Annotated in this window: 19 protein-coding genes; 6 read left to right on the top strand and 13 right to left on the bottom strand. The window is 57.0% G+C overall.

Annotated features, from left to right (window positions below; genetic code table 11):
• Positions 1–90: 90 nt before the first annotated feature.
• Positions 91–882 (bottom strand): phosphatase PAP2 family protein, encoded by a 792-nt coding sequence (locus tag MUU53_RS09495; protein ID WP_247260685.1) that lies wholly within the window; start codon positions 880–882, stop codon positions 91–93.
• Positions 883–1,055: 173 nt separating this feature from the next.
• On the opposite strand from MUU53_RS09495, the gene MUU53_RS09490 reads away from it, so the two are divergent.
• The 3 genes from MUU53_RS09490 (at position 1,056) to MUU53_RS09480 (ending at position 3,801) form a co-directional block, all read left to right on the top strand.
• A complete protein-coding gene (locus tag MUU53_RS09490) occupies positions 1,056–2,543 on the top strand; it encodes a leucyl aminopeptidase (protein ID WP_247260684.1) in 1,488 nt (495 codons plus the stop codon).
• Positions 2,544–2,551: 8 nt separating this feature from the next.
• On the top strand, positions 2,552–3,001 hold the full coding sequence (locus MUU53_RS09485; RefSeq protein WP_247260683.1) for a DNA polymerase III subunit chi: 450 nt from the start codon (positions 2,552–2,554) through the stop codon (positions 2,999–3,001).
• Positions 3,002–3,207: 206 nt separating this feature from the next.
• The gene (locus tag MUU53_RS09480) at positions 3,208–3,801 is read left to right on the top strand and encodes a nitroreductase family protein (RefSeq protein WP_247260682.1); all 594 of its coding nucleotides are present in this window, start codon (positions 3,208–3,210) and stop codon (positions 3,799–3,801) included.
• Between the two features lie 67 nt (positions 3,802–3,868).
• Here MUU53_RS09480 and MUU53_RS09475 read toward each other — a convergent pair whose 3' ends face one another.
• The 4 genes from MUU53_RS09475 to MUU53_RS09460 form a co-directional block, all read right to left on the bottom strand.
• On the bottom strand, positions 3,869–4,717 hold the full coding sequence (locus MUU53_RS09475; protein ID WP_247260681.1) for a polysaccharide deacetylase family protein: 849 nt from the start codon (positions 4,715–4,717) through the stop codon (positions 3,869–3,871).
• A gap of 101 nt (positions 4,718–4,818) precedes the next feature.
• Positions 4,819–6,885 carry a prolyl oligopeptidase family serine peptidase gene (locus MUU53_RS09470; RefSeq protein ID WP_247260680.1) on the bottom strand — a complete coding sequence of 689 codons (2,067 nt, stop codon included), beginning with the start codon at positions 6,883–6,885 and terminating at the stop codon, positions 4,819–4,821.
• Positions 6,886–7,016: 131 nt separating this feature from the next.
• Entirely contained in the window at positions 7,017–8,969 is a 1,953-nt protein-coding gene (locus MUU53_RS09465; protein ID WP_247260679.1) for a HAMP domain-containing methyl-accepting chemotaxis protein, read from the bottom strand.
• A 409-nt stretch (positions 8,970–9,378) separates the two neighbouring features.
• Positions 9,379–11,265, bottom strand: coding sequence for an ABC-F family ATP-binding cassette domain-containing protein (locus MUU53_RS09460; RefSeq protein WP_247260678.1), 1,887 nt, complete (start codon positions 11,263–11,265; stop codon positions 9,379–9,381).
• Between the two features lie 183 nt (positions 11,266–11,448).
• Here MUU53_RS09460 and MUU53_RS09455 point away from each other — a divergent pair, with 183 nt between their 5' ends.
• Both MUU53_RS09455 and ndk read left to right on the top strand, forming a co-directional pair.
• Positions 11,449–12,132, top strand: a complete 684-nt coding sequence (locus MUU53_RS09455; RefSeq protein ID WP_247260677.1) for a glutathione S-transferase family protein — start codon at positions 11,449–11,451, stop codon at positions 12,130–12,132.
• Between the two features lie 122 nt (positions 12,133–12,254).
• The gene (gene ndk, locus MUU53_RS09450; RefSeq protein ID WP_062552712.1) at positions 12,255–12,677 is read left to right on the top strand and encodes a nucleoside-diphosphate kinase; all 423 of its coding nucleotides are present in this window, start codon (positions 12,255–12,257) and stop codon (positions 12,675–12,677) included.
• 66 nt (positions 12,678–12,743) lie between these two features.
• Here ndk and MUU53_RS09445 read toward each other — a convergent pair whose 3' ends face one another.
• The 3 genes from MUU53_RS09445 to MUU53_RS09435 all read right to left on the bottom strand — a co-directional run bounded on the left by MUU53_RS09445 (position 12,744) and on the right by MUU53_RS09435 (position 14,085).
• Positions 12,744–12,953 (bottom strand): hypothetical protein, encoded by a 210-nt coding sequence (locus tag MUU53_RS09445; RefSeq protein WP_247260676.1) that lies wholly within the window; start codon positions 12,951–12,953, stop codon positions 12,744–12,746.
• 80 nt (positions 12,954–13,033) lie between these two features.
• Positions 13,034–13,537, bottom strand: coding sequence for a hypothetical protein (locus MUU53_RS09440; RefSeq protein WP_247260675.1), 504 nt, complete (start codon positions 13,535–13,537; stop codon positions 13,034–13,036).
• Positions 13,534–14,085, bottom strand: a complete 552-nt coding sequence (locus MUU53_RS09435) for a CGNR zinc finger domain-containing protein (RefSeq protein ID WP_247260674.1) — start codon at positions 14,083–14,085, stop codon at positions 13,534–13,536. Before MUU53_RS09435 ends, MUU53_RS09440 begins: the two co-directional genes overlap by 4 nt.
• A 61-nt stretch (positions 14,086–14,146) precedes the next feature.
• Here MUU53_RS09435 and MUU53_RS09430 point away from each other — a divergent pair, with 61 nt between their 5' ends.
• Positions 14,147–15,043 (top strand): branched-chain amino acid ABC transporter permease, encoded by an 897-nt coding sequence (locus tag MUU53_RS09430; protein WP_247260673.1) that lies wholly within the window; start codon positions 14,147–14,149, stop codon positions 15,041–15,043.
• Here the strand turns inward: MUU53_RS09430 and MUU53_RS09425 are convergent.
• The 5 genes from MUU53_RS09425 to MUU53_RS09405 form a co-directional block, all read right to left on the bottom strand.
• Entirely contained in the window at positions 15,033–15,503 is a 471-nt protein-coding gene (locus MUU53_RS09425) for a molybdenum cofactor biosynthesis protein MoaE (protein ID WP_281435058.1), read from the bottom strand. The two genes, MUU53_RS09430 and MUU53_RS09425, sit on opposite strands and share 11 nt — an antisense overlap.
• A gap of 4 nt (positions 15,504–15,507) precedes the next feature.
• On the bottom strand, positions 15,508–15,765 hold the full coding sequence (moaD, locus tag MUU53_RS09420; protein WP_247260672.1) for a molybdopterin converting factor subunit 1: 258 nt from the start codon (positions 15,763–15,765) through the stop codon (positions 15,508–15,510).
• Complete coding sequence (gene pgsA, locus MUU53_RS09415) at positions 15,762–16,349, bottom strand: CDP-diacylglycerol--glycerol-3-phosphate 3-phosphatidyltransferase (protein ID WP_247260671.1); 588 nt, start codon at positions 16,347–16,349, stop codon at positions 15,762–15,764. The genes moaD and pgsA overlap by 4 nt, the downstream gene beginning before the upstream one ends.
• A 91-nt stretch (positions 16,350–16,440) precedes the next feature.
• A complete protein-coding gene (uvrC, locus tag MUU53_RS09410; protein WP_247260670.1) occupies positions 16,441–18,477 on the bottom strand; it encodes an excinuclease ABC subunit UvrC in 2,037 nt (678 codons plus the stop codon).
• On the bottom strand, positions 18,474–19,235 hold the full coding sequence (locus MUU53_RS09405; protein ID WP_343229108.1) for an SDR family oxidoreductase: 762 nt from the start codon (positions 19,233–19,235) through the stop codon (positions 18,474–18,476). Before MUU53_RS09405 ends, uvrC begins: the two co-directional genes overlap by 4 nt.
• Positions 19,236–19,511: the final 276 nt, after the last annotated feature.

The raw sequence follows: 19,511 nt of genomic DNA, 5'->3' as shown, positions 1-19,511 counted from the left end.
TGCTGCGGCTTCACGCGCAGCCCAATACAATTGAGCTACGCCTTAATCGGCTCTTACGCAATTTATGTGGTCAAGGCGACAGTTGCCTACTCACAAAGCCGTTTTCGACCACCGATTTTTTTCTTCCTGTGTCTCATAATACACCGCAACCGCGGCATAGACTACGCAGGAGGAAAGGAAGCCCAGGGTGACATCCGATAGATAGTGTCCGCCAAAGGCGACCCTCAAGTAGGGCGAGACAAGGCAAAGCATCAGGATGGGCGGTGCCAGGAAAATGCGTAAGCGAGGAGGCAGCAGTACTACGAGACAGGCAAGCCAGCCCGCGCCCGCCGCTTCCCCCGAAATGAAGGAGCAGTTCGACAGGCAAGATCCATCCAACGTCCCGGCTGAAGCGAAGGCATGGGTGCCGCCAAACAGATCTGTTTCGTAGGGGCGAGGCCGACCCGAAATGGTTTTTAAGATCAGGTTGACCAACAGGTAAGGACCTAGGATCGAAGACAGAAGCGCAACCGAATAGCGTTTGGTTCTCGCCGAGTCATAGGTAGATCCGTGATGCTGAAAATTGCGGATCATCAGCAATATGATCACTATGCCTGCAGCAATCGGGATGTAGAAGTAGAATTTCCGGACAAAAATCAGGACCGGCTCTCGAGCCGCCGGAAAGTAGCCGCATATCCTTAAATCTGCACTTCCAAGTGCACACCCGCTCTCACGAAAGAACGCCTGGGCCGTCCAGATGTCGATGTCAGGGAACGCGTAGAACACGCCGAGCAATATCCACCAAAGCGTGAACAACGATACGAACCAAGCAGTGGGCCGACGAAGCAAACCGACGAAGGCATCCTTAGATGACAGAGAGTTAGATTGTAGAATATACGCCACGCTCTATTTCCCGGCCCCGATCGCGGCAGACAATAGCCACGAGAACTGTCTTCTAGCAAGGGGTAGCGCGGTGCGGTAAACTATACCTGAACGATTCAGGGCTTGTCGTCGCGCGTCTGCACACCAGATGCCTGTCAAATCAATCCTGCCTTTTTGTGTCCCACGGAGAAGACATGTCTTCCAAACTCGATATTCGCTTTGCCTCCGGTACGGAGCGTGCCGATCTTGCAATTCTCTTTCAGGTCTCTGACGAAAAACGGCCTTCAGGCGCGGGGGAGGCCGATCCTGCAGGTGTCCTCGAAAGAGCTTCGGGTGTAGCGAAGTTTCATGGAAAATCGATGACGGTGCTGGATTTGATTGCTCCGCATCAATCACCCTTCGATCGCGTCTCTGTGATTGGCCTTGGCAAGACGCAAGCTCTGAGCGACCACGATTGGCTGCGTGCAGGAGGCAAGGCGGCGAGTCTCATCAAGAAAGCCGAGACAGTCGCGGTCTATCTCGATGCGCCGGCCACGGTTCCGACGCCCCGTCAGGTCGCGGACGTTGCGCTTGGGATGCTGCTTCGCGCCTATTCCTTCGACCGGTTCAAGACCAAGAAGGGTGATGATGAAGAAGGCGACGTGAAGACCGTCTCCGTCACCATCATCAGCGCAGTGTCGGATGAAGCCGCCGCTTTACTTGGCGACGTGCAAGCCGTGGCGGGAGGCGTCAATCTCGCCCGCGAACTCGTCAACCTTCCGCCGAATGTCCTTGGTCCCATAGAGTTCGCAGATCATGCCAAAGCACTGGTCACACTTGATGTCGAGGTCGAAATTCTGACTGAAACCGAGATGAGGGCGCTCGGAATGGGTGCGCTGCTGGGCGTGGCCCAGGGCTCGGAGCGGCCGCCGCGACTGGCGGTCATGCAGTGGAAGGGCGGCAAGGCCTCAGACAAGCCGCTGGCCTTTGTTGGCAAGGGAGTGGTCTTCGATACGGGCGGCATTTCCATCAAGCCAGCTGCAAACATGGAAGACATGAAGGGCGATATGGGCGGCGCGGCGGCTGTCATCGGTTTGATGCATACGCTTGCGGCCCGCAAGGCGAAGGTGAATGCGGTCGGTATTCTGGGTCTGGTGGAGAATATGCCCGATGGCAAGGCACAGCGCCCCGGCGACATTGTCAAATCCATGTCGGGCCAGACCGTCGAAATCATCAATACCGATGCCGAGGGGCGCCTCGTTCTTGCAGATGCTCTTTGGTACTGCAACGACCGCTTCAAGCCGAGATTCATGGTGAACCTTGCGACCCTGACCGGCGCTATAGTTGTGGCACTCGGCAATCTCCACGCGGGTCTGTTTTCCAATGACGATCCTTTGTCCGAGGGGCTCCTTGCCGCTGGAGAAAAGACCGGCGAGAAGCTATGGCGCATGCCGCTTGGAAAGGAATATGACAAGCTGATAGACTCCAAGTTTGCCGACATGAAAAACACCGGCGGCCGCTATGGTGGCTCCATCACTGCCGCGCAGTTCCTAAAACGCTTCGTTGGAGAAACTCCTTGGGCGCATCTTGATGTCGCGGGCACGGCCATGGCATCTCCCTCGACCGAGATCAATCAGTCCTGGGGTTCCGGTTATGGCGTCCGCCTGCTCGATCAGTTGATCCGGGATCGTTACGAAGGCTGACCTATCGCATGACAGAGGTGCTTTTCTATCATCTGACCGAATCCAAGCTGGAGGATGCCCTTCCGGCCCTCTTGGAAAAAAGCGTGGAGCGGGGATGGCGTGTCATCGTCCAGACGGTCGGCAGGGATCGTTTGGACATGCTGGATCAGCACCTCTGGACGTTTCGAGAGGACAGTTTCCTGCCCCATGGCGCGGATGGGGATGCGTTTGAGCGCGATCAGCCTGTTCTGCTGACCGAGAGTTCGGCGAACGCCAACGCCGCAAGCGTGCGCTTCATCGTGGATGGAGCGCAGCCTCCTGAACTTGCGCCCTATGAGCGCGTGGTCTTCATGTTTGACGGCTATGACAATGCTCAACTGGAGGGGGCGCGAGAGCAGTGGAAGAGCCTGAAGGCTCAAGGCCATGCTCTGACCTATTGGCAGCAATCTCCTGAAGGCCGTTGGGTCAAAAAAGCATGAGTTAATTCGTCCGGAAAGCAACTCTCCCTCGCTTGTGCGGTGCGAAAGGTATTGCTAGCTGATAGGCGGGAGTTTTTGGTACCCCTAGAGCATGGAGCGCAAAAGTGTGCAGCGGTTTTGCGATAACGACATGCGAAAAAACAAAAAAGATAAAGCGTCGGAAGCGAATCTGAAAGATCGCGACGCGCTTGAGCTGGAGCCGCTTAATGACAATAAATACCCGCAAGGCCGATCATCCTGTTTCAGACATTTTTCCATCTCGCTGGTCGCCCCGTGCATTCACGGAGGAAACGATCAGCGAAAATGAGCTTCTGACCATTCTAGAAGCAGCACGCTGGGCGCCATCTGCCTTCAACGCGCAGCCTTGGCGTTTCATCTACACCCTGCGCGGCGATGCTGCCTGGGATGCAATTCTCGGCGCATTGCTGCCGTTCAACCAGACCTGGGCAAAGACGGCATCTGCTTTGGTGATTGTTGCCAGCGAAACCAAAATGGTGCCTCCGGGCAAGACTGAGGCTGTCGATAACGGCACGCACACGTTTGATGCCGGCGCCGCCTGGGGCTATCTCGCGCTGCAGGCGCATATCTCCGGTTTTGCAGCGCATGCCATGGCTGGCTTCGATAAGGACGCGATGGCAAAGGCTGTCAATCTGCCCGAAAATCATGTGCTGCACGCATCGGTCGCTATCGGCAAGCAGGGCGATGCGTCTCTGCTGCCCGAAGCATTGCAGGCGCGTGAAGTGCCAAGCCCGCGTCATCCGGTTCGCCAGATTGCCTTTCATGGCGGTTTCAAGGGCTGATGCCGGATTGATTTTTCCTAAGAAAGGCGGTCTTCGGGCCGCCTTTTCTTGTTTAACTGTTCAAAACTCAGTTCGCGAGAGACGCCATCAGCAGCGACGGTTTGTGGGAATGCTGAAGGTTGACGACCTTGTATCCTTCAGCCTTCAGCTGCGTCAGCAGAGCCGGAAGCATCGCCGCAGTGCGATGATGAATGTCATGCAGCAGGATGATTCCGCGGCCGTGATTGCGCAAGGCATTCATGGTCCGCGTTGCGACGGCGGCCGGTGAATCGCTGAAGTAATCCTTCGAATCGATTTGAACATCCAGAACCACCATGCCATTGGCCGCAACCCAGCTGCGCAAGCGGGAACTGTCCGCGAGATAAGGGAAGCGGAAGAACCCGACTTCTTCATTCGTCGCGCGACTGACGGCCAACTTGCCCTTTTCGATTTCCTCGACCGCCGCATCGAAGGAGAGCGATCTCAGGTTTGGATGGCGGTAGGTGTGGCTACCGATCGTATGGCCGGACCGCACCACCAACTTCGCGATATCCGGGTGCGCTTTTGCCATTTCGCCCACCATCAGGAACGTTCCCTTGACGCCGAATTCGTCGAGCGTCGCGAGAATCCGCTCGGTTTTCTTCGGCATCGGGCCGTCGTCGAAGGTCAGCACCACTTCCTTGTCGCGAAGCTTGAGATCGGCGATGGAGGCGACCTCAATGGTTCGTCCGGAAAGTCCTGCGGGATTGTTGATACGGCCCCACGCAACCGGTGTCAGAGCGACCGGATCCTGCGGTCCCTTTTTTACCGGCGCATCTATGGCAGGTGCCGCAGCGAAGGAGGAGACCAGCGTACCACCTTCCGATACGGGGCGTCCGGCGCAGGAAGAGAGCAGGCAGGCGAGAGAAGCTATGGCGCAAAGGACGCGGGCGGACATGAGACCAACTTTGAGATGAAAGGAGCAAGGCACTGATATGCTTCGCCACTTTCACTCAACATGGTTAATGACGCGTTTATGCGCCGCAGCAAAAGATCACGTCACGGCTTCATGATGGTCTGGCGGAGAAAGCTGTAGCCCATGGCGGTACGTCGAGCCATCTCGGCGGAATTTCCGGCGCCACCGTGCCCGCCTGAACCATATTCATGGAACAGAGGCTGATGTCCGGCCTCTTCCAGACGCTTTGCAAAGCGTCGAGCATGGGAAGGGTGCACGCGGTCGTCATTGCTCGAGCTTTCGATATAGATCGGCGGATAGCGTTTGACGGCAGCAGGCTGCACGTTCTGGAGCGGAGAATAGTCGAGCAGAAAGGCTCTATCCTCCGGCTTGTCAGGATCGCCATATTCATCCATCCATGCCCGTCCTGCCGGGAACTCGTGAAAGCGCATCATGTCGAGGACCGGAACACGGCACCACACAGCGCCGAAATCATCAGGATAGCGCGTCAACATGACACCCGTCAGCAGGCCGCCATTGCTGCCGCCGGTGCAGGCAATGCGCGCAGGCTTGGAGTAACCGCGCTTTACGAGATCTCGCGCGATGGCCACAAAGTCCTCGAAGGCCTTGTGTCTGCCCTCGCGCTTGGCAACGGTGTGCCAGTCCGGGCCGAGCTCGCTTCCGCCACGGATATAGGCCTGCACATAGGCACCGCCCTGTTTAAGCCAACCACCGGTCACGCCGGAGTAGCCGGCGGAAAGAGGTACGCTGAACCCGCCATACCCGTAAATGAGCACCGGAAGCTCGCCGTCTTCCCACGTTTTCGGCAAGACCAGATGATAGGGAACCTGCGTGCCATCTTCGGAAGTCGCTTCCAGAAGGAGAGACTGCATGCCCTCCGCATCAAAATAGGCTGGAGCCGAGCGGCCATTCTTCAGGATAGGCAGTGTTGAGCGATCCGAAAGATTCAGTTCAAAGCAGGCTGGTGGAGTCAAAAAGCCACGCCCGGTGACCCATAACCGGTCCGTTCCCAGATGAAGGTCGGAATATTGCGAGGAGAAGGATACGGATTCAAATCCATCCGGCAGATCGACCTTAATCGGCTGTGCATTCTCATCAGTCAGGTCGAGCAAGAATAGAGACGGCTGGAGCCGGTCCTCGACAATATAGACCACCCAGTCCCGCAGCAGTGCAAACTGGCTGATCGCACTGCCTGGCTTGGGTTCGAACAGAATACGCCGGTTCTGATCCAGGGGCTCGCTCGAGAAAGGCGTGAGCTTCTGCAGCGCCAAAGTTCCGGTCGCCAGTTGCTCATCGCTTTTCGCAAGCCAGACCACGAAACTGCGAGTGATGTCGAAATCCATGTCAACCGGCAGAGGCAGACGTTTCAGGTCGGCAGGAGAGGGGCCGACGTGAACGCTGGATTTACCGATCTGATGGTTCGCGACAAAGACATTGATCGAACGGGTCTCGGACTGGCCGGTCATGTTGAATTCCGGATGCAGCACAAAAGCATAAGCGCTGACGTCAGCCTTCTCGCCCGCATAGAGCGGTGCTGCGTCTTCGGCCCTGGTTCCGCGGGTCAGTCTGCGTCCAACGCGCGGCCATCCGGATTGCGTGGCCGAGTCTTCGTCAATCGAGCCGAAATAGCAGATTTCGTCGGCATTCAGCCAACTGGCATGGGAGCGAACGACTGGCGTGTCGAAGCCGCCTTCGACGATGGCTCTGGTTTCCGTATCGAATTCCAGCAGCCTCGAAAGGTCGGAACCGCCGTCGGAAAGGCGAAGGAGAACTCGTGTCGGCCGGAGAGGGCAAGTGATTGCACCGCCGAAAATCCAGCGCTTGCCTTCGCGCTCGCAGAAGGCGTCGACATCGAATACGGTTTCCCAAGGCGCGTCCGGCGATGGCTCCAGATCCGCGGGCAGGCGACGCCACAGACCGAGCGGATTGGTAGCAGTGCGGTGAAAATCGAAATACCAATTGCCGCGCCGGCTTGGGATGATGAGTCGGTCTTCGCGCTCCATCAAAGCCTGGATTGTCTTGGCGGTCTCTTCCATGTGCGGCGTTGTCAGTACGCTGGCTGAGGCAGTATTGCGGGCCTCCACGAAGGCAACGGTTTCAGGATCCTTGTCCTGCTCCAGAAAGAGATCCTCTGCGACGGGCTTTTCCATGGTCAACTCCTGCAAATCACAGGCAGGACCATAGAGCATCGCAAGACAAAGTGAATCCCGTTGCGAATTGATGTTCCGTCAAAATGCCAACCGGACGCCGAAATGCGCCCGGGCGGTTGGTGATTCTGAAATCAGCCTCTGCCAGCAGCAATTCTCGGAACGCTGCCGGGGCGGCCATTGCTATTCGCAAAGCCCGTCTGAGAGATATTGGCAGATCGCTCCAGTTTGAACCGGGCAATCAGATTGGAGAGGTGGAAGGCATCGTCCGCAAGCTTGTTGGTGCTGGCGGTTGTTTCCTCTACCATCGCCGCATTGCGCTGGGTTACCTGGTCCATCTGGCCGAGAGCCTGGTTGATCTCCATCAGGCTGCTCGATTGCTCGTTGGAAGAGCTGGCGATGGAGTGAACTTCTTCGTTGATACTTTCCACATGCGTTCGGATTTCGGAAAGAGCCTGACCCGTTGCCGTAACGAGCCGAACCCCGGCGCCCACTTCTTCGCCCGATTTGGTGATGAGCGCCTTGATATCCTTGGCCGCATTGGCGGAACGCTGGGCAAGTTCGCGCACTTCCTGCGCAACGACAGCAAAGCCCTTGCCCGCTTCGCCCGCGCGTGCCGCCTCGACCCCAGCGTTTAGAGCGAGGAGATTGGTCTGGAATGCGATCTCATCGATAACGTTGATGATCTGTCCGATCTGCCCGGAAGCGGCCTCGATTCGCTCCATCGCGGCAATGGCATCACCCACGACGACGCTCGAATTCTCCGTGCTGACGCGAGCGTGATCGACTTTCTTGGCGGCATCACCAGCACGCTGCGTCGACTGACGAAGAGCCGACGTGATGACTTCCAGCGCCGACGAAGTTTCTTCAAGGGCTGCGGCCTGCTGTTCCGTGCGCTTTGCCAGATCGTCGGAGGCGTAGCGCAATTCACCTGATCCGGAGTTAATCTGATCGATGGAATGATGCACTTCGGATACGATTGCTCGCAACGTATCCATCGTGGAATTCACGTTCTGCTGCAGTTCGAAGAAGGCGCCGCTGAACTTGCCCTGCATGCTTTCGGTCAGGTCCCCGCTTGCAAGCGCGCTCATCACTCGGCGCGTTTCCGAAAGACCTGCTTCAATATTGCCCACCAATTCGTTCATTCCAGAGGCAAACGCGTTGAGTTCGTCGAAGTGATAAGTGATCGTCATCCGGCGAGAGAAGTCACCCTCGATTGCCGCCTGAACCATATGGCCAATATCCTGGCGAAGTTCGTCGCATTTTTCGCCGAAAGCGGCTTCCTGCTCGACGTTCTGCTGAACCCGGATGCCATTCTCCTTGAACACCTGGACAGCCTTTGCCATATCGCCGATCTCGTTCTGTCGGTCCAGATAGGGGATTTCGACCTTGAACTCCGCGTTGGCAAGCTTGCGCATCAGCTTCGTGATCCGGTCGATGGGGCGGGATACTTCCCGCGATACGAAAATGGTCGCTCCGATACCTGCAATCACGCCGATCAGCAGGACGAGCCCGTTCGAGATAAGGGAATTGTTAAACTGAGTGGCACTTTCCGCATACATCCGCTTTGCTTCGTCAACATTGGCATCACGAAACACGTCGGCATAATTGTCCATCAACTCGTAGCTCTTGACCATGTCACCCGTCAGCAGCGATGCGGCGGCTTGCTTGTCGCCAGCGCGCGAGAGGCTGACGAGCCTGTCGTTAAGCTTGAGATACTCGTCTGCAGCAGCGGTGAAGCCGGCGAAAGCTTTGCGCTCGACATCGAGCGAAATCATCGGCGCATAGGTCGCCATTCGGTCCTTCAGCTTCTTCACTTCCTTCGCCAAAGCCTCGTCGGCGTCTTTCATCGCCTGCGGATCGGTAGTCAGGATATGACGTGTCTGCAGGCCGCGCAGATTGGCGATGGAGATGTTCAACCTGTTCGTAATGTCGACGCTTGGAACCGCATCATGGGCAAGCCCATCAACATTGCCGAAGATGTTTCGCATGGTCGATAGTGCAAAGCCGCCTTGCAGAAGCAGCAGGCAAAGAAGCAGCGCAAAAGCAGAGGTCAACGACGTTTTCAGCGAGATTGTCCGAAGCATGTATGTGTCCAGTTCAATCAGGGAAAGCGTTTGGCTCCATCATGGAGATGACGCGAAAAACAACCAGGCGAGCGATCATCCGCTCGACGCAAGACGCACAGACGCATCGCGCGGTGCTGTGCAAGGCACGATAAAGAGTCACGCAGCGAAAAGCGCGCGATTATGATCTATTTTCATCGAAATGCCCGTCAGGGCACATGAGGCGCAGCTTGCACGTAGGTGACACCTTTCCGTGCATTCTGCGCAGCGTTCTAAACCATGATGTGTCTCAAGATTTAAGATATTCCTAAAGCTGCAATAGGATTTCTACTTACTGATGAAACGCTATCGTAGTCTTCGGGAACGAGACTATGCCCTAATCTAAGGAAAAAAGCAGATCCATAGTCATATTTGATGGTTCATCCTGTCGTTATGAAGATAGGGCATCTTCATACTGAGATGAAAGCTCAAGCCAGAGTTCTTCTGTTTCAGCGAGTTTCGCGGCTGCATCACTGCGCTGTTTCGCTTTCTCCGCTGCCTTGGCGGGGGACTTCTCGTAAAGCTTCGGATCGGCTAGTTCGACGTCCAACGCCTGGATCAGCTTTTCAAGCTTCGCTGTCAATGCTTCTGCCTCGTTGATCCGCTTCTTGAGCGGAGCGAGAGATGCGCGCTTTTCAGCGTTTGCTTTGCGTTGGTCCGACTTGGAGACGTTATCTTCAACGCCTGGTGAAGATTTGTCGTCCTTCTTGCGCGATGAAGCAACGACGATGGAGCGATAGTCTTCCAGATCACCGTCGAAGGGCGCCACCGTTCCATCGTTCACGAGCCACAGACGATCCACCGTGGCCTCGATCAGATGGCGATCGTGTGAGATGAGTATGACGGCGCCGTTGTAATCATTCAGCGCTTCGATGAGCGCTCTGCGGCTATCGATGTCCAGATGGTTCGTCGGCTCGTCGAGAATGAGAAGGTTAGGAGCGTGAAACGCTGCAAGCCCCATGAGCAGGCGAGCCTTTTCTCCGCCAGATAGATCTTTGGCGGCAGTATCCATCTTCTCTGTTGCCAAACCCATCTGGGCCACACGCGCGCGAACCTTCGCTTCGGGCTGATCCGGCATCAGCCTTCGTACATGATCGGCAGGCGATTGTTCCGGTATCAGATCGTCCAACTGGTGCTGCGCAAAGAACCCGATCTTCAGGTTCGGGGCGACCCGCAGGTTACCGGATTGCGCTTCCAGCCTTCCGGAAATGAACTTCGCGAAAGTGGACTTGCCGTTACCGTTCGACCCGAGAAGCGCAATGCGATCATCATTGTCGATGCGCAGATTGATGCCCTTCAGAATCGGCTTGTCTGGCTCATAACCCACGACGCCCTTGTCGATCGCGACAATGGGCGAAGACGGTTGCTTCTCAGGCTCCGGAAACGTGATCGGCTGGACATGATCCTCGATCACTGCAGCGACAGTGCCCATACGCTCCAGCGCCTTGATGCGGCTCTGGGCCTGACGCGCCTTCGTCGCCTTGGCCCGGAAACGGTCGATGAAGCTTTGCAGATGCTTGCGGGCGGCGTCATTTTTCGCCTTGGCCTTCATCTGTAGTTCGTCGTTTTCCGCTTTCTGTCGCTCGAAGCTGTCGTAGCCGCCTCGATAGAAGGTCAACTTCTTCTGGTCGAGGTGGACAATTGCGTTCACGGCGTTGTTCAGCAGATCGCGGTCGTGGCTGATGATGACGACCGTATGCGGATAGCGCCGTACGTAATCCTCAAGCCAGAGCGTGCCTTCCAGATCGAGATAGTTCGTGGGCTCGTCCAGCAGCAAGAGATCCGGCTGCGAGAAGAGCACCGCTGCCAGCGCCACGCGCATGCGCCATCCGCCGGAAAATGATGAGGCGGGACGCGCCTGTGCTTCAGCGTCGAAACCGAGACCCGCCAGAATGCTGGCCGCGCGGGCCTCCGCGGAATGCGCATCGATATCGACCAGACGCATCTGGATTTCAGCGATGCGGTTCGGGTCCGTCGCGGCTTCCGCCTCCTTCAGAAGAGCCGTCCGTTCCTTGTCGGCCGCAAGAACGATTTCGATCAACGGATCCTCGGTGCCGGGAGCTTCCTGTGCTACCTGACCGATCCGCGCATTTTTGGGCAGCGATACAGAGCCGCTTTCGGAGGCCATCTCGCCGGTGATGACGCGAAACAGCGTGGACTTGCCCGCTCCATTGCGCCCAACAAGGCCGGCTTTCGTGCCGGTGGGAAGGCTGACGCTGGCGTGATCGAGAAGAAGGCGGCCTGCGACGCGTGCGGAAAGATCGGTAATCGTAATCATGGCCGCGGTTTTGGCCGAAGAATCAGGGGTTGGCAAGAGAATGAGTGGATCAGGTGCAGGCGAAGGAACGTTTGGTCGAGGCTTCGATTATCTTTGCAGATGAGACCGATCAAAAATGATGATTTGCAGGACGGTGCGCCAGGCGCTTGAATGTCGCACCAACCAGATGAGGGGACCAATGCCATGACCAGAATTCTCTACTCGCTATGCGGTCGCGATGTGAACAGGCCTTTCTCGCCGCACTGCTGGAAGATCGTCATGGCTCTGGAGCATAAGGGGCTTGACTATGTCGAGCGGCCGGTGCCGTTCACTGAAGTTCCCAAGCTCGAAAACGGGTTCTCCAAAACCGTACCGGTTCTGCGCGACGGTGATCTGCTGATCCGCGACAGCTTCGATATTGCAGTTTATCTTGAAGATACCTATCCCAACCGCCCGACGCTGTTTGGCGGCGAGGGTGGCAAGGCACTGGCACGCTTTGCGGAAGGTTACTCGCAGATGCTGGTCCATCCGGTGCTTTCGCGCATTGCGATCAAGGATATCCACGACATGCTGGACGAGAAAGACCAGACCTATTTCCGCACCAGCCGCGAAGAGCGGTTGGGGCGCAGGCTGGAGGAGTTCGAGGCCGGTCGTCCGCAGGCGATAACCGATCTCACTGCGCAACTGGAGCCGATGCGGCATATGTTAAAGTTCCAGCCGTATCTCGGCGGAGAAACGCCTCTGTTTGCGGACTATATCCTGTTTGGTGCGCTCCAGTGGTTGCGGATCACGACCGGCTCGCTTGCAATCTCGAAGGATCATTCGGTCGCTGAGTGGTTCGAGCGCTGCCTTGACCTGCATGGCGCAAAGGGCAGGGCGGTCGCCTAAAGGTGATACTTCTCATAGCTGACGTATGACGGCTGCGTGAAATTGCCGAAACCCCCTTGTTTTCGTGATTCGAGGCGGCTAAACACCGCCCACTTATCCCTACAACTGAGGAATTTCAGGCAATGGCGATTGAACGCACCTTCTCCATGATCAAGCCGGACGCAACCAAGCGTAACCTGACGGGCGCTATCACCAAGGTTTTCGAAGAAAATGGCCTTCGCGTCATTGCTTCCAAGCGCGTCTGGATGAGCAAGCGTGAAGCTGAAGGCTTCTACGCTGTTCACAAGGAACGTCCTTTCTTCGGCGAGCTCGTTGAAGGCATGACCTCAGGCCCGACCGTCGTTCAGGTTCTGGAAGGCGAAAACGCGATCCTCAAGAACCGCGAAATCATGGGTGCAACCAACCCGGCTCAGGCTGCTGAAGGCACCATCCGCAAGACCTTTGCTCTCTCCATCGGTGAGAACTCGGTTCACGGCTCCGATGCTCCGGAAACAGCCGCTCAGGAAATTGCTTACTGGTTCGCTGAAACCGAAATCGTCGGCTGATCGCTACTTAGCCGTATATCGGCTTTTCAAAGCCGTCCGCGAAATAGCGCGGGCGGTTTTTTCCATTTAGCCCAACTCGTCCAGCGCCGCCTCTATGCGAGGTCTGGCGCTCGCGGGAACGGGCAGGACTGGGCGTGGAGGCTCTGCCTCAAACAGGCCGAGCAGCGAGCCGATCGCATACATGACGCGGAAGCTGCCACATTTCTTGAACAGGGACCACAGAGGCTCGAACATCGCATTCAGCCGTTCTGCGGCGGCCCGTTCGCCTTTCATCATTGTGGCATCGCTCCCTTTGATCTACTTGGATGATGTGCCGGGAAGCGTATGACGAGACAAGGTTAACTGGTCACCAATCCCTAGGCCGGGCATCCCTGGACAGGCGACAGGTCGATGGCATCGTTTGGTTTGAACACCTGTGGATTGAGGTCATAGGCCGGTCCAACCACCAGTGACTGCGCTGGCAGAACACTCTGATCGATGGTCGCGACGAGATCGGCTTCCAATGTCTGGCGAACCTTGTCATCTGAACCGGCTATATCGACCCTGATGTGGTAGGTCTTGCCTTCCTTCACGCATTGGAGGTCGGGACTCTCCAGAACGATCTTCGTCATGTTCGGATAGAGTGTTTGGCGAGCTACGAGGTAATCGCCGCCGCGCGGGTTGTCGAAATAGGCGGTTGCACTTCCCGGCCTCAAGGGCTGTTCCAGAGGTCGAAGAGTGACGACATAGTTCGCCTTCGAAAGCCTGTAGTTGAAAACGAAGATATGACCGCTGAACTCGGCAATCTTGTTTTCCGTTTCTCGCTGGCAAGCTGTCAGGAGAGCGAGCGCAAAAGCGAACGCGGTGACCTTCCTAATCATGCCGGATCTCCAGACTTCTTGCGGCGATAGTGGCGGCTGGCCTTCGTACGATTGCCGCAGACGGCCATATCGCACCAGAAGCGGCTCTTGTTCTTGCTGCGGTCGAGGAAAAGCCAGCCGCAGTGACCGCAGATCTTCAGACGTTGCGGGTCAGGAAGGCTGAGGAGCCGCAGGGCTGAATGAACCGTTTCCGCTTCCAGCGAGCCGGCGGTGGGATTGCTGCGCAAAAGCTTTGCGCCCTGATCCAGCAGATCGGCGAGTACAAGCTGTTCATCATTCGCTGTCGCGAGGCTGCGGAAATAGCGGTCAACTGCCTCGCGGAATGTCAGAAAGGTCTGCTCATTGCCGGATTGAACCGGTCGCAACTGCTTCCAACTGTCTCGCTCTGCGGAAAGCACACAAGCAGCATTCGCAAAACCCGCCAACTGCTCTGGCACAGCGAAGCGATCCATGCTGCGTGCAGTGTCCATGCGCAGAATGACACTGTTGGCAACATCCAGTGCCAAGGCGCCGCCGACAAAACGATGGGGGGTCCAGGAAAAGTTCATATCGGAAATATAACTGGTAAAAGCAATTTTACCAGTTATATTTTGCGCCTGGAGGACGGGCATGGACTACGCACTTCAACAGTTTGCAAACGCGGTGCCGCTGTCCGCGCTCTATGCGCTCCTCGCATTTGGTTACGCCCTGTCGTTTACTCTCACCAAGCGGGCGGATTTAACCTACGGCGCGCTATTCGCCTTCTCCGGTCATGCATTCCTGCTCGGGGCCCATGCCGGATGGAACATCCTGTTTCTGACATTCGCCGCCTCGCTGGCCGCCGGAGCCGTTCTTACGCTTGCACTCGTCATGCCTCTGAGCGTTCTCATAGGTCACCGGATCGCAGCGCCACTCTCGGCAGTTTCTCCAAATGCCTTCACGGTCGCGTCGCTTGGGCTCTTGTTGGTGTTGATGGAGGGCGCGCGGCTTGCCTCCGGAACACAGGAACTCTGGCTGCCGCCTTTCCTCAACCAAAGCATCGCAATCCTGCCGAACCTCGTGTCGCCCGTGACTTTGACCGTTTTGCAGCTGGTGAATACCGGCGCCTTGCTGATCCTTCTCGTATCGGCCGCCGTATTTGTGGCGCTGTCACGATGGGGTCGCAATTGGAGGGCCGTGTCAGAGGACAGGCTGGCGGCGGAACTGTGCGGCGTGAATTCCCGCGCGATGTTTACGCAAACCTACGTGTTGAGCGCTCTACTGGCGGGGCTGGGCGGCATCCTGGCCACCATGCACTACGGTACGATGGGCTTTGGTGCCGGATTGATTTTTGGATTGAAGATCGTTCTGATTTCAGCGGCGGGCGGGCATCTTCACCCGTGGCGTTCAGCTGTGGGTGCGGCTATCTTTGCCTTCGGTGAGACCTTCTGGAGTGCTTTTGCACCCATGGTCTGGCGAGATGCGACCCTGATTTCCCTGCTCGCTTTGCTGCTGGTGATGACGCGCCAGCAAAAGCCTATGGCTTGAGCCACTTATCGCGCGCGGCGTCATCGGCATCCTTTGCCGCGACCCAACTGCCCGTGGAGCCATTCGCAAGGTGCTCCTTCTTCCAGAAGGGAGCTGCAGTCTTCAGAAAATCCATAACGAAATTCGCACCATCGAAGGCTGCCTGCCGATGAGATGCGGCGGCAATGACCAGCACGATATTCTCGCCAGGCGCAATCTTGCCGTAGCGATGGACGGCTGAGAGGCCGAGAAGGGAGAAGCGCGCGATTGCCAGTTCGGCGATGCGGGCCATTTCCGCTTCCGCCATGCCGGGGTAGTGCTCAAGTTCGAGAGCGTTAAGACTTCCGCCTTCATCGCGGCAGAGGCCGGTGAACGTCACGACGGCGCCAATGTCCTGTCGCCCCTCTGTCAACATCGCGATCTCGGTTTGCAGATCGAAATCTTCGCGCTGGACGCGGATGAAGGGCTTCAGAGCCACCATTTTCTTATCCACCCGTCATCGGTGGGAATATGCCGATTTCGCGCGCGCCGGCAATCGGTTCGTCGTGGTCGACATGTTCCTGATTGATGGCGAGGCGGATCACCTCCGGATACTGAAGTGCCGCTTCATATTCTTCGCCCAAGGTCTTCAGGTGATTCAGCAAATCCCGGCCGGTCACGACTGTTTCCGGAATGTCGATTTCCTCTTCCGGCTTGTCGATCCGCTCCCGGACCCAGGCGAAATAGACCAGCTTCACCTTCATTCTTCATCCACCACATGCTTGAGGCCAGCACGGAAATAATCATAGCCGGTATAGATCGTAAGAATGGCCGCGATCCAGAGGAAGGCACGACCGATTTCGGTTGTGTAGGGCAGAACCTTGTCCCCGGCATCGCCTGCCAGCAGGAAGGCGATAGAGACCATCTGCAAGGTGGTTTTCCACTTGGCAATGCGCGTCACAGGCACGGCGACCTTCAACGCGGCCAGATACTCTCGCAGGCCCGACACCAGAATTTCGCGGCAGAGAATGGTGATCGCCGCCCAGAGCGACCAGCCCGCAATCGTGCCATCCGCCGCCATCAGCAGCAGGACGGAAGCAACCAGAAGTTTGTCGGCAATCGGATCCAGCATGCGCCCGATATTCGATGTCTGGTTCCAGATGCGCGCCAGATAGCCGTCGAGGTAGTCCGTGATGGAAGCAACAACGAAGATTGCTAGCGCGGTCCAGCGTGCCACATCGGAGCTTTCGAGGCGCCCCTCGACAAAAAAGCACGCCACGACGACCGGTACGGCTACGATACGCGCATAGGTCAGAAGATTGGGAATGTTCAATGCGCGCGATGCCATGGTCAACCTGTCAGTTGCAATTGCCTTTAAGTGATGCTTCGGGCTCGAAGCGTCAACTCAAAATTCTCGTGTCGTATCTGTCTTCTGCCGTTCAATTCGATCTGTTCTCGTGGAAATGATTATAGATCTGCTTTGCCACCGACTCCGAAATTCCCTCCACCGTCATCAGATCGGTTATTCCGGCCCGGGAGACGGCTTTCGCGGTTCCGAAATGCTGGAGAAGCGCCCGCTTTCGCGAAGGGCCGATGCCCGAAATCTCGTCGAGCGGGTTCTTCACCATCTCTTTCTTGCGCCGCGCCCTGTGGGAGCCGATTGCAAAACGGTGAGCCTCGTCCCGAAGTCGCTGGATGAAGTAGAGCACCGGATCCCGCGGCGGCAATGAAAAATCGCTGCGGTCATCGGCAAAGAATCGCTCGCGCCCCGCATCGCGGTCCACACCCTTGGCAACGCCAATGGCCGTGACGACCTGCCTTATACCAAGCTCATCGAGAATCTTGCGCACCGCAGACATCTGTCCATGGCCGCCGTCGATGAGGATGACATCCGGCCAGGCAGGAAAGCCCGCGTCGACAGCATCTTCCTGAGAAGGCAGAGCGCTGCGATCCGGTAGGCCTTCCTCCTTCAGAAGACGTGAGAAGCGCCGCGTCATCACCTCGCGCATCATGCCGAAGTCATCGCCGGGGGTGATGTCCGTCGATTTGATGTTGAACTTGCGGTACTGGCCTTTCACGAAGCCTTCCGGTCCGGCAACCACCATGCCACCCACGGCATTCGTGCCCATGATATGGGAGTTATCGTAGATCTCGATCCGGCGCGGCACATAGGGCAGTTCAAAGGTTTCCGCGAAACCCTTCAGCAGCCGCTCTTGCGATGCCGTTTCTGCGAGACGGCGTCCATGGGCTTCGCGCGCATTGGCAAGCACATGGTCGCTGAGATCCTTTTTCTCGCCGCGCTGCGGCACGGAGATAGTGACCTTGTATCCGGCCTTTTCACTCAGCGCGTCCGCAAGCAGAGCCTGTTCCTCGATCGTTTCCGATAGAAGGATCTGACGCGGCACCGGCTTGTCGTCGTAAAATTGCGCCAGAAAGGCATTCAGAACTTCCGAGCCTTGGAGCTGCGGGTCCGCCTTGGGGAAATAGGCCTGGTTGCCCCAGTTCTGGCCCGCCCGGAAGAAGAAGACCTGAATGCAGGTCAATCCGCCTTCGTGATAGATCGCAAAGACATCGGCCTCTTCAACGCCGGCCGGATTGATGCCCTGATGGCCTTGGACATGACTGAGCGACGCCAGCCGGTCGCGATAGACGGCGGCACGTTCGAAATCCAGATCGGCAGAGGCCTCCGCCATCTGGCTGGCGATGGTCGCCTTTACGCTCTGGCTCTTACCGGACAGGAAGTCCTTCGCTTCCTGCACCAGAAGCCCGTAGTCCGAATCGCTGATCTCATGCGTGCAGGGGCCGGAACAGCGCTTGATCTGAAACAGCAGACAGGGCCGGGTGCGACTTTCAAAGACGCTGTCGGTGCAGGTCCGCAGCAAGAAGGCGCGCTGTAGGGAATTGATCGTGCGACCGACCGCACTCGCAGAGGCAAAGGGTCCGAAGTAATCGCCCTTGCGAGCCCGAGCACCCCGATGCTTGTAGATGGCCGGTGCCCGATGATCGCCCGTGATCATGATGTATGGGAAGCTTTTGTCGTCGCGCAACAGAACGTTGAAGCGGGGGCGCAGCCGCTTGATGAGGTTCGCTTCCAGAAGCAGCGCTTCGGTTTCCGTGCGGGTGGTGACGAATTCCATCTGCGTGGTTTCGCGCACCATCTTCGACAGACGGTTGGAATGAACCCGACCTTGCGCATAATTCGAGACACGCTTCTTCAGGCTGCGGGCCTTGCCCACATACAGCACATCGCCTGCTTCGTTGAACATGCGATAAACGCCTGGCGCGTTCGGCAAATGCTTCACGAACTCGGCAATAAGATCGGTGCCCTTCAGGCCCGACTCGTTCTTCCAGCCCTCGTTCCACTGGACGCCAGACAGCGATGACGCCGCTTCCGCTTCCGGCTGGATTACGTCGTCTTCATCGTCATCTGATTCGTCGTAGAGAACGCCGCCGTCAGGCAGTTTCGTTCCATTCATTCAATGATCTCCGCCACATCAGGCGTTTCCCAGGCCAGATGCTGGCCACCATCCAAGGCTATCATTTGGCCCGTGATGGACGGAGTGTCAAAAAGAAAACGGATCGTGCGGCCGAATTCATCCCGGGATGGCCCCTGTTTCAACGGCAGACCGGCAATCTGCTTGGCGAAATCTTCTTCCGCCTGACGCTCGCTTTTGAAGGAGGGGCCGGGGCCAATGCCGTTCACGCGGATGCGCGGCGCATAGGCTTGTGCAAGGGTCTGGGTCGCGGTCCAGAGTGCGACCTTGGAGAGAGTATAGGAGTAGAACTGAGGCGTCAGCTTCCAGACGCGTTGATCGATGATGTTGACGATGAGCCCGGTCTCGCCCTCCGGCAGTTGTGCCAGCAGGCCAGCCGAAAGAATGGACGGAGCCCGGACATGAATGGCAAAATGCTTGTCGAAGACATCCGGCTCGAAGCGATCCGGCTCATCCTTGAGAAAGATCGAGGCGCTATTCACCAGCCCGGTGAGGGGCCCGAGTTCCGCCGCCGCTCTGCAGATCAGCATTTCCGTCTGCCGGTCATCCAGCAGATCGGCCTGCAGGGCCACAGCCTGACAACCCTCATCTCGAAGATTTGCGGCGAGAGCTTCCGCCTCGGCTAGCGACGCGTTCGCGTGGATCGCAATGGCATGTCCGTGACGGGCAAGATCTTCGCAAATTGCCCGGCCCATGCGCTTCGCGCCGCCTGTCACAAGTATGGTTTGTCTTTTGTTCACGCTGTCACTCGCATTTGAGGGAGTTTTCACTAAAGTTTTTCATGATTGAGCTTTACGGTTCGCGCTTAACAATAGATCGGGCGAGAGGCCTGTTTTTGTTATACATGAATCTATTGATGTATTCACGTCGATGTGAATAATAGTCCTTATGAATAGCAAACGTATACGCTTTGTTAGGGTTAACAAAGTGCATGTTGCCTTGAAGCAACATCCAGATTCAGCCATCGCTCTGCCACAATCAATTCACATTTCGGTACTTTCAATTCCTCATTTCTC

It is taken from the genome of Affinirhizobium lemnae (assembly GCF_022968395.1).
In the GTDB taxonomy this organism is placed as follows: domain Bacteria; phylum Pseudomonadota; class Alphaproteobacteria; order Rhizobiales; family Rhizobiaceae; genus Neorhizobium; species Neorhizobium lemnae.
The sequence above is the reverse complement of the archived record's forward strand: the minus strand, read 5'-3'. Positions and strand labels throughout refer to the sequence as shown.

What these genes read in the sequence shown, in the direction of transcription:
- MUU53_RS09490 (WP_247260684.1), top strand. Translation starts at nt 1,056, where the DNA reads ATGTCTTCCAAACTCGATATTCGCTTTGCCTCCGGTACGGAGCGTGCC.
- MUU53_RS09485 (WP_247260683.1), top strand. Translation starts at nt 2,552, where the DNA reads ATGACAGAGGTGCTTTTCTATCATCTGACCGAATCCAAGCTGGAGGAT.
- MUU53_RS09480 (WP_247260682.1), top strand. Translation starts at nt 3,208, where the DNA reads ATGACAATAAATACCCGCAAGGCCGATCATCCTGTTTCAGACATTTTT.
- MUU53_RS09475 (WP_247260681.1), bottom strand. Translation starts at nt 4,717, where the DNA reads ATGTCCGCCCGCGTCCTTTGCGCCATAGCTTCTCTCGCCTGCCTGCTC.
- MUU53_RS09470 (WP_247260680.1), bottom strand. Translation starts at nt 6,885, where the DNA reads ATGGAAAAGCCCGTCGCAGAGGATCTCTTTCTGGAGCAGGACAAGGAT.
- MUU53_RS09465 (WP_247260679.1), bottom strand. Translation starts at nt 8,969, where the DNA reads ATGCTTCGGACAATCTCGCTGAAAACGTCGTTGACCTCTGCTTTTGCG.
- MUU53_RS09460 (WP_247260678.1), bottom strand. Translation starts at nt 11,265, where the DNA reads ATGATTACGATTACCGATCTTTCCGCACGCGTCGCAGGCCGCCTTCTT.
- MUU53_RS09455 (WP_247260677.1), top strand. Translation starts at nt 11,449, where the DNA reads ATGACCAGAATTCTCTACTCGCTATGCGGTCGCGATGTGAACAGGCCT.
- ndk (WP_062552712.1), top strand. Translation starts at nt 12,255, where the DNA reads ATGGCGATTGAACGCACCTTCTCCATGATCAAGCCGGACGCAACCAAG.
- MUU53_RS09445 (WP_247260676.1), bottom strand. Translation starts at nt 12,953, where the DNA reads ATGATGAAAGGCGAACGGGCCGCCGCAGAACGGCTGAATGCGATGTTC.
- MUU53_RS09440 (WP_247260675.1), bottom strand. Translation starts at nt 13,537, where the DNA reads ATGATTAGGAAGGTCACCGCGTTCGCTTTTGCGCTCGCTCTCCTGACA.
- MUU53_RS09435 (WP_247260674.1), bottom strand. Translation starts at nt 14,085, where the DNA reads ATGAACTTTTCCTGGACCCCCCATCGTTTTGTCGGCGGCGCCTTGGCA.
- MUU53_RS09430 (WP_247260673.1), top strand. Translation starts at nt 14,147, where the DNA reads ATGGACTACGCACTTCAACAGTTTGCAAACGCGGTGCCGCTGTCCGCG.
- MUU53_RS09425 (WP_281435058.1), bottom strand. Translation starts at nt 15,503, where the DNA reads ATGGTGGCTCTGAAGCCCTTCATCCGCGTCCAGCGCGAAGATTTCGAT.
- moaD (WP_247260672.1), bottom strand. Translation starts at nt 15,765, where the DNA reads ATGAAGGTGAAGCTGGTCTATTTCGCCTGGGTCCGGGAGCGGATCGAC.
- pgsA (WP_247260671.1), bottom strand. Translation starts at nt 16,349, where the DNA reads ATGGCATCGCGCGCATTGAACATTCCCAATCTTCTGACCTATGCGCGT.
- uvrC (WP_247260670.1), bottom strand. Translation starts at nt 18,477, where the DNA reads ATGAATGGAACGAAACTGCCTGACGGCGGCGTTCTCTACGACGAATCA.